This window comes from Rubellimicrobium mesophilum DSM 19309, assembly GCF_000600335.2.
Taxonomy (GTDB): Bacteria; Pseudomonadota; Alphaproteobacteria; order Rhodobacterales; family Rhodobacteraceae; genus Rubellimicrobium; species Rubellimicrobium mesophilum.
On record NZ_KK088523.1, the window covers coordinates 1 to 5,926 of the forward strand.

Here is a 5,926-nt window from a genome sequence, read left to right on the forward strand (position 1 = left end):
CGGCGTCGCGGGCGTCGTCCTCGGCGGCCCATTCGGGGAAGTCGCGGCGCAGGCCGGCCGGCACGCGCGGGCGGGGATGGTCGGGGAAGACGAAGCCCTCGGATTCCCAGCCCCGGCGCCAGTGCCAGCGGGAGGCGGCGAGGGCTTCGAGCTCGGGGTCGGCGATGCGGCGCTGGCCGCGCGGGACGTGGTAGGGCACGGGTAGGTGGATGAGGGCGAGCTCGGCGGCGGTGTAGGTGACGGGCATGGGGGCGGCATCCGGGGCGAGAGGGAGAGGGCGGTTGCGACTCAGGATGCCGGAGCGGGGTTAACAGACGGTGAACGGGGCGTTCGGTGGGGGGTGGGGGGACGCAACACCACGGGAGTAAGAGATTGATGCGACGAGCGAAGTCGCTCGATGGGGGTGTTGCGTCGCCCCCGTAGGGTGGGGTTTCACCCCACCACGAATCGGGTGCAGCTGGAGTTGACCGGGAACGGTGGGGTGGAACCCCGCCCTACGCTTTGCTTCACAGGCCCAAGCCGTCCAGGAACTCCTGCGTCGCTTCGAGCGCCAGCGCCCGTCGCGCGGGGTCGAAGGGCAGCGGCGACAGCGGCGACTTCTCGGCCTGGTCGAAGCCGTGGTCGGCGCCGGGCATCACCTCCACCCGGACCTCGGCGCCGGTGGCCCCGAGCGCCTCGGCCCGCTCGGCGCAGGCGGGCGCGCTGACGACGCGGTCCCTCTCGGACAGGATCATCAGCGTGGGCGGGGCGCCGCGCCACTCCCCGGCCCGCGCGCCGTTGAGAAGCCCGCAATAGGGATAGAGCAGCACCAGCGCCGAGATGCGCCCCAGCATCGCGGCGGGCGGCTCGGGCCAGCGCGCGAGGCCGGGCGGCGTCCGGCCGGTCGCGGCGAGGCCCACGAACTCCATGGCCGTCCAGCCCCCGTGCGAAGCGCCGAGGAGCACCACGTCCGAGGCGTCCACCCCCGGGCTGCGCGCCAGGGCATCCAGCGCCGCCGCGACGTCGCCGGCCCGCTCGGCCCCTCGCAGGACCTGGCCCGCGCAGACGAGCCGCCAAGCCGGGTCGCGGTCGAGGCCCCGCGGCGCGTGGCTGTCGAGGATGAGCACGGCACGACCCCGGCGCGCCAGGGCCTCGGCCCAGAAGGCCATGTTGTCGTGCACGCCGTCGCAGCCCGAGAGGACGATGGCGGCCGGGCGCCGCCCGGGACCCTCGGGCTGGACGAGCCGCCAGCTTGGGGCGAGCCGGGCCTCGCGCGCTTCGGGCGCCTCCTGGACGAGGGGGCCGCAGGAGGCCGCGAGCAGAAGGCCCAGGAGCGCCGCCGCGAGGCGGAGCGCCGGGCCACGGAGGCCGGCGCGGAGGAGACTCGGCATCGTGAGGGTTCCATCCCTCGGACGGCTGACGGGATCGAGGGCCTGCGGCAGGTCCGTCACGTCGGTTCCCGCGCGAGACGTCGCGGCCCGTCAGGCGCGGAGGTCGCCCTCCGTGCCCACGACGGGATCGGGCGCAGCCCCTACTGCGCGGCCTTCCGCATGGCGACGATCTGGTGGAGGTAGTCCTCGAACTCGTCGCAGAGCTCCTCGCGCGCGAGGCCGAAGGCGACCGTGGCCTGGAGGAAGCCGGCCTTGGAGCCGCAGTCGAAGCGCTCGCCCCGGAAGCGGTAGCCGTAGACGGGCCGGCCTTGCGTCAGCTCCATGGCGATGGCGTCGGTGAGCTGCAGCTCGCCCCCGGCGGAGGGGGTGATCCTGTCGAGGTTCTCCATGACCGTGGGCGCCAGGATGTAGCGGCCGATCACCGCAAGGTTCGAGGGCGCGGTGCCGGGCTTGGGCTTCTCCACCATGCCCTTGACCGAGACCATGGTGCCCATGTCCTCGGCCACGTCGAGCACGCCGTAGGAGGAGGCGCGCTTGGGCGGCACCTCCATGGCGGCGACCATGGAGCCCCCGGTCTCGGCATAGGCCTCGACCATCTGCTGCAGGCAGGGCTTCTCGGCCGCGATGACGTCGTCGGGGAGGAGCACGGCGAAGGGCTCGTCGCCGATCAGGCGGCGCGCGCAGCCGACGGCGTGGCCCAGGCCCAGCGCCTTGTGCTGGCGGATGTAGGCGATGGCGCCGGATTCCATGTTGGAGGAGCGCAGCGCCTCCAGGAGGTCGTGCTTGCCGTCGGCCTCGAGCTTGGCTTCCAGCTCCCCCGCGTGGTCGAAGTAGTCCTCGAGCGCGCTCTTGCCCTTGGCGGTGACGAAGATGAAGTCGGTGATGCCGGCGGCGCGGGCCTCGTCGATGGCGTACTGGATCAGCGGCCGGTCCACGAGGGTCATGATCTCCTTGGGAACCGACTTGGTGGCGGGCAGGAACCGCGTGCCGAGACCCGCAACAGGAAAAACCGCCTTGGTGACCTTGCGCACCATCATGAATCCTTACCCTGAATGAACGAGAGGGCCCAAAGGTAACACGGGCCAGGGTTTCGGCAAACGTCTGAAAGTGATGCCACCTTCAGGGCATCCCCATCGTCGCCATCATCGCCTCGATCCGGGGCACGTCCGATGGATTGTTGAGCTCCCAGAACTCGCGCCCGCGCGCCTCGACCTCCACGCAGAGGACGGGGATGCCGTGTTCGAGGAAGCGGAGCTGCTCCAGCCCTTCCAGCGTCTCCAGCGGGCCGGGCTCGCGGGCGGCGTAGGCGCGCAAGGCGCCCGGGCGGTAGGCGTAGACGCCGACGTGGTGGAAGACGGGGGTGGGCTCGCGGGGGGCGTAGGGGCGGCCCGTGTAGGGGACGACCTCCTTGGAGAAGTAGAGCGCCCGGCGATCGGTCCCGAAGACCGCCGTGGTGCCGCCGACCCGCCCTTCGCGCCGGTCCTCGAGGAAGCCGGTCAGGGCCGCGCCCTCCATGCGGAGGACGGGGGTGGCGACCTGCATCGAAGGGGCGGCGTCCAGGCCGGCGACAAGGTCCTCGACGAACCAGGGGGGCGTGAGGGGGGCGTCGCCCTGGAGGTTCACGACGAGGTCGTGGTCGCCCAGGAGGTCCATCGCCTCGACGCAGCGCTCGGTGCCGTTGCGGGGACGGTCGGAGGTCATCACCACCTCGGCGCCGAAGGACATGGCGTGGGCGCGGATGCGCTCGTCCTCGGTGGCGACGACGACGCGGTCGATGCCCCGGACCTCGCGCGCGGCGTCCCAGGAGCGGCGGAGGAGGCTGCGGGATTCGCCGGTGGCGCCGCGCAGGGGGGCAAGGGGCTTGCCGGGGTAGCGGGTGGAGGCGTGGCGCGCGGGGATGACGAGGAGGACGGACATCGGATCAGAGGTCGGCGGTGACGGTGATGGAGTCGGCCGAGCGGGCATGGGGGCCGTGGAAGACCGCCTCGATGTTGTTGCCGTCGGGGTCGTAGGCGAAGGCGGCGTAGTAGCCGGGGTGGTAGGACCGCTCGCCGGGGGCGCCGTTGTCGCGGCCGCCGGCCTGCAGGACCGCCGCGTGCCAGCGGTCCACGGCCGCGCGGTCGGGGGCCTGGAAGGCGAGGTGGATGTGCGACAGGGGCTCGCCCTCGGAGACGAAGAGCTCGTCCACCGTGAAGAACCCGGGGCCGTCGCGGAGCGCGAGGTCGGGGTTCAGCGCGGCGAGCCCGGCCTCGTGGAACTGCCGCGCCGCCGCGAGGTCCCGCACGACGATGTGGACATGGTCGATCAGGCGGCCGATGCGGAGTTCCATGCGGTCAGCCTTTCTGCAGTTCCACCCCCGGGGCGTGGGCGATGAAGAAGGGGTTCTCGTAGCCGGGCTTGCCGTAGAGGAGCGGCGCGTGGGTGTCGAAGCGCACCACGCAGCCGCCGGCGCCCATGAGCACCGCCTGCCCCGCCGCCGTGTCCCATTCCATGGTGCGGCCGAGGCGCGGGTAGAGGTCGGCCTCGCCCGTCGCCACGAGGCAGAACTTGAGGGAGGACCCGGCGCTCTTGAAGTCGGCGACCTGGTAGCCGGCGATGTAGGCGTCGGTGGCGGCGTCGCGGTGGCTCTTGGAGGCCACGACGCGGAGCGCGCCGTTATCGGGCCGGTGCGCCACGCGGATCGGCTGGGAGACGCCGACGCGCGAGGGGTCGTGGGTGCCGTCCTCCTCGACCGACTGGCCGAGGGCGTTGGTGTAGAAGAGCCGCTCCTTGGCGGGGGCGTAGACGACGCCCCGGATGGGGGTGCCGTCGCGGACATAGGCGATGTTCACGGTGAAGTCGCCGCGCCGCTGCACGAACTCCTTGGTGCCGTCGAGCGGGTCCACGATCAGGAAGTCGCCCCGGGCGAGGGTGCCGTGGGTGGCGGCCTGCTCCTCGGTGACGAGGGGGATCTCGGGGAAGGCGGCGCGCAGGCCGTCCGAGATGATGCGGTCGGCGGCGAGGTCGGCGGCGGTGACCGGAGAGGCGTCGGCCTTCTGCTCCACCCCCATGTCGGGGGCCTCGTAGATTCGCATGATCGCCTCGCCCGCGTCGAGCGCGAGGCGTCGCATCGTTTCGCAAAGCCGGTCGAAGTCCATAGGCGCGCCCTCCCGCTCCGGTTGATCCGGGGCCGCGGGGGTCCTTATGCTGGCCGGGCGCGGGATCGGCAAGCCGGTCCCGCCCGCGTGGCGCGGTCCGGCGGCTCCGGGCGCGCCGGTTCGCTCAAGATGGAGGCGTCGCGATGTTCCACCGGCCCATCGGTCCCCTGTCCTTCCTGGCCGCCCTGGTGCTTGCGCTCTGGGGCGCGATGGCCGCGGCGCAAGACCTGCCCGCGCGCTTCACGGTCACCGGGGTCGCGGCGGGGGACGTGCTGAACGTGCGCGAGGGCCCCGACGCCTCGGCCCGCATCCTCGCCACCCTGCCGCCGGGGAGCACGGGGGTGGAGGTCGTGGAGCTGTCGCCGGACGGGCGCTGGGGGCGGATGGCCTTCCGCGAGGGGTCGGGCTGGGTGTCGATGCGCTACCTCGCGCGGGAGGCCGCGTATCCGGGGCCGGTGCCGCGCCCGCTTCTCTGCCGGGGGACCGAGCCCTTCTGGTCGCTGCGGCTGTCCGAGGACGGCGCGGCCTTCCAGTCGCCCGAGCGGGGGGACATCCCGCTGCGCCCCTTGGGCGAGGCCGGGGGCCGGACGGGCGCGGTCGCCGCCTTCGACGCGGGCGGCGAGACGCTGGACCTGACGGTGATCCGGAAGGCCTGCTCGGACGGGATGAGCGACCGGCCCTACGGGCTCGCGGCGCTGGTCTGGAACCGGGGGGAGCTGTTCCTCGAAGGGTGCTGCGCGCTGTCGTCGCGGTGAGCGGGAGGGTGCAGCCCCGTAGGGCGGGCTTCAGCCCGCCCTACGGTGGATCGGGGCGGAAACCCACAGGGGTCGGGGCCAGGCCCCACGTGGCTCAGGCCCCGAGATTCGAGAACATCAGGACCTTGCGGGCGAGGTCGAAGGTGGTGTGCCCGCTCGTTCCGAGGAGGCGCAGGAGCGGCTCCATGTCGTCGCTGTCGACGTCGAGGAGGTATTCCTCCACTCCGTTGTCGAGGATGAGCTGGATCGTGAACCGCCCTTCCTCGCCCGGCTCCCGCTCGACCCAGGAGACCTGATACTGCGTGACCTCGCGCACCTGGATGCGGCGGGAGCCCCGCCCGGCGGCCTCGGAGGCACGCGGACGGTCGGGGTCGCGGGGCTCCTCCGGGGGGCTCGCCTGGTCCGGTCGGGCGGGGGGCTCGGGGCGCGGGGAGGGCTGGCCGTCCACGGTCAGCCGGTCGGTCCCGTCCAAGATCTCGTTCTGGTCCATGTCGTCGGCTCCGTTGCGAAGGGGTCCGGGGGCGAAACCGCCGGGTGCGCGCCCTGTTCCCGTCAGGTCACGACCCGGAGCGTCAGGTTGATCCGCCCGCCGCCGGGGACGAGGTCGCTGCTCCCCTCGCGCACCCGGTCGATGCCGTGGTGGACGAGGCGGGCGGGGCCGCCG

At 73.1% G+C, this 5,926-nt stretch carries 8 protein-coding genes and 1 pseudogene; 1 reads left to right on the forward strand and 8 read right to left on the reverse strand.

All coding sequences use genetic code 11. The features are described 5' to 3' along the window. The 6 genes from RUMESO_RS01900 to cysQ form a co-directional block, all read right to left on the reverse strand. A partial coding sequence (locus RUMESO_RS01900) for a hypothetical protein (protein ID WP_037277641.1) occupies positions 1 to 247 on the reverse strand: 247 nt, incomplete at its 3' end. A gap of 259 nt (positions 248 to 506) precedes the next feature. Then, complete coding sequence (locus tag RUMESO_RS01905) at positions 507 to 1,370, reverse strand: dienelactone hydrolase family protein (protein ID WP_051520917.1); 864 nt, start codon at positions 1,368 to 1,370, stop codon at positions 507 to 509. Between the two features lie 140 nt (positions 1,371 to 1,510). Beyond that, positions 1,511 to 2,407 carry a UTP--glucose-1-phosphate uridylyltransferase gene (locus RUMESO_RS01910; protein WP_156362608.1) on the reverse strand — a complete coding sequence of 299 codons (897 nt, stop codon included), beginning with the start codon at positions 2,405 to 2,407 and terminating at the stop codon, positions 1,511 to 1,513. Positions 2,408 to 2,489: 82 nt separating this feature from the next. Beyond that, a complete protein-coding gene (locus tag RUMESO_RS01915) occupies positions 2,490 to 3,287 on the reverse strand; it encodes a 3-deoxy-manno-octulosonate cytidylyltransferase (protein ID WP_037277645.1) in 798 nt (265 codons plus the stop codon). A 4-nt stretch (positions 3,288 to 3,291) separates the two neighbouring features. After that, complete coding sequence (locus RUMESO_RS01920) at positions 3,292 to 3,699, reverse strand: VOC family protein (protein WP_037277647.1); 408 nt, start codon at positions 3,697 to 3,699, stop codon at positions 3,292 to 3,294. A gap of 4 nt (positions 3,700 to 3,703) precedes the next feature. Next, positions 3,704 to 4,507, reverse strand: a complete 804-nt coding sequence (cysQ, locus tag RUMESO_RS01925) for a 3'(2'),5'-bisphosphate nucleotidase CysQ (RefSeq protein ID WP_037277649.1) — start codon at positions 4,505 to 4,507, stop codon at positions 3,704 to 3,706. Between the two features lie 143 nt (positions 4,508 to 4,650). Here cysQ and RUMESO_RS01930 point away from each other — a divergent pair, with 143 nt between their 5' ends. Continuing rightward, positions 4,651 to 5,262 (forward strand): COG3650 family protein, encoded by a 612-nt coding sequence (locus tag RUMESO_RS01930; RefSeq protein ID WP_051520918.1) that lies wholly within the window; start codon positions 4,651 to 4,653, stop codon positions 5,260 to 5,262. Between the two features lie 94 nt (positions 5,263 to 5,356). Here RUMESO_RS01930 and RUMESO_RS01935 read toward each other — a convergent pair whose 3' ends face one another. Continuing rightward, positions 5,357 to 5,752, reverse strand: a complete 396-nt coding sequence (locus RUMESO_RS01935) for a hypothetical protein (RefSeq protein ID WP_051520919.1) — start codon at positions 5,750 to 5,752, stop codon at positions 5,357 to 5,359. 62 nt (positions 5,753 to 5,814) lie between these two features. Further along, positions 5,815 to 5,926: pseudogene (locus tag RUMESO_RS26730) on the reverse strand (alpha-ketoglutarate-dependent dioxygenase AlkB); the annotation flags it as partial.